The following is an 814-nucleotide window of genomic DNA, read 5'->3' on the forward strand; positions in this document are numbered from 1 at the left end:
ATAATAAGAGTTATCATCTCCTTGGGAAACAATTGAAATCTCCAAATCTTTCTTTTTAATCTTACCTTCTTCAAAGAGTTTTTGTTTTTCTGATCGTATTTTTTCAAGTAAAACTTCGACTGGTTCATCATTTGGGTCTTGTTCAACTAATTTTCCTTGCATAGCATATTGAAGAATAGATTTTTTTAGTTTATCTGGAAATTCTTTATCTAGCTGTTCTAGTCTATTATAACTTTCAGCATATTCATCTACTTTTTCTAAAGCTGATTCGATTGCTTCTACTATGCGTTGTTGTTCGGATAGTGGTGGGAGGGGGAATAAAAAATTTTTTATTGTTTGTAAAACTAAATTTTTATTTCCTACACCTCGGGTTCCTAATTTAGATTGTTTGAAAATTACGGGAGATTTTATAAGATGAACCATAAAATCTACGTCAATTGAAGATGTGAACTTCAACAATGCCAGACTAACAAAAATGCTAAACTCTTTATCTGTATCAACTTTTACTGGTATTCCAGTTGTTCCTACTTTCGAGAGTAATATATCGTTCATTTCTGGTTTTGTTCTTTTTGATAAGATAGCATGCTCTTCAACTGATATGTATTTTGTATTTGAAAAATCTAAAGTTCCCGAACTAATATCTCTTACTGATAAAAAAGGTATGCCCGTTTCTGTATAATGTGGTGTTGAGTGTGTTCCATCGTTTATTAATCTAGTTATATTTTCCAACCTCACCCACTCCCAAGTATCAGGAATATCATAAGGAACATCAATTTCTTGAGTACTTCCATCAGCAAACTTCCCATAATGTTTC

General features: G+C 31.7%; 1 protein-coding gene. It reads right to left on the reverse strand.

All coding sequences use genetic code 11. The annotated features are described in order from the left end of the window. A partial coding sequence (locus B4W83_RS09270; protein WP_000585735.1) for a restriction endonuclease subunit S occupies positions 1-814 on the reverse strand: 814 nt, incomplete at both ends.

It is taken from the genome of Streptococcus pseudopneumoniae ATCC BAA-960 = CCUG 49455 (assembly GCF_002087075.1).
GTDB lineage: Bacteria > Bacillota > Bacilli > Lactobacillales > Streptococcaceae > Streptococcus > Streptococcus pseudopneumoniae.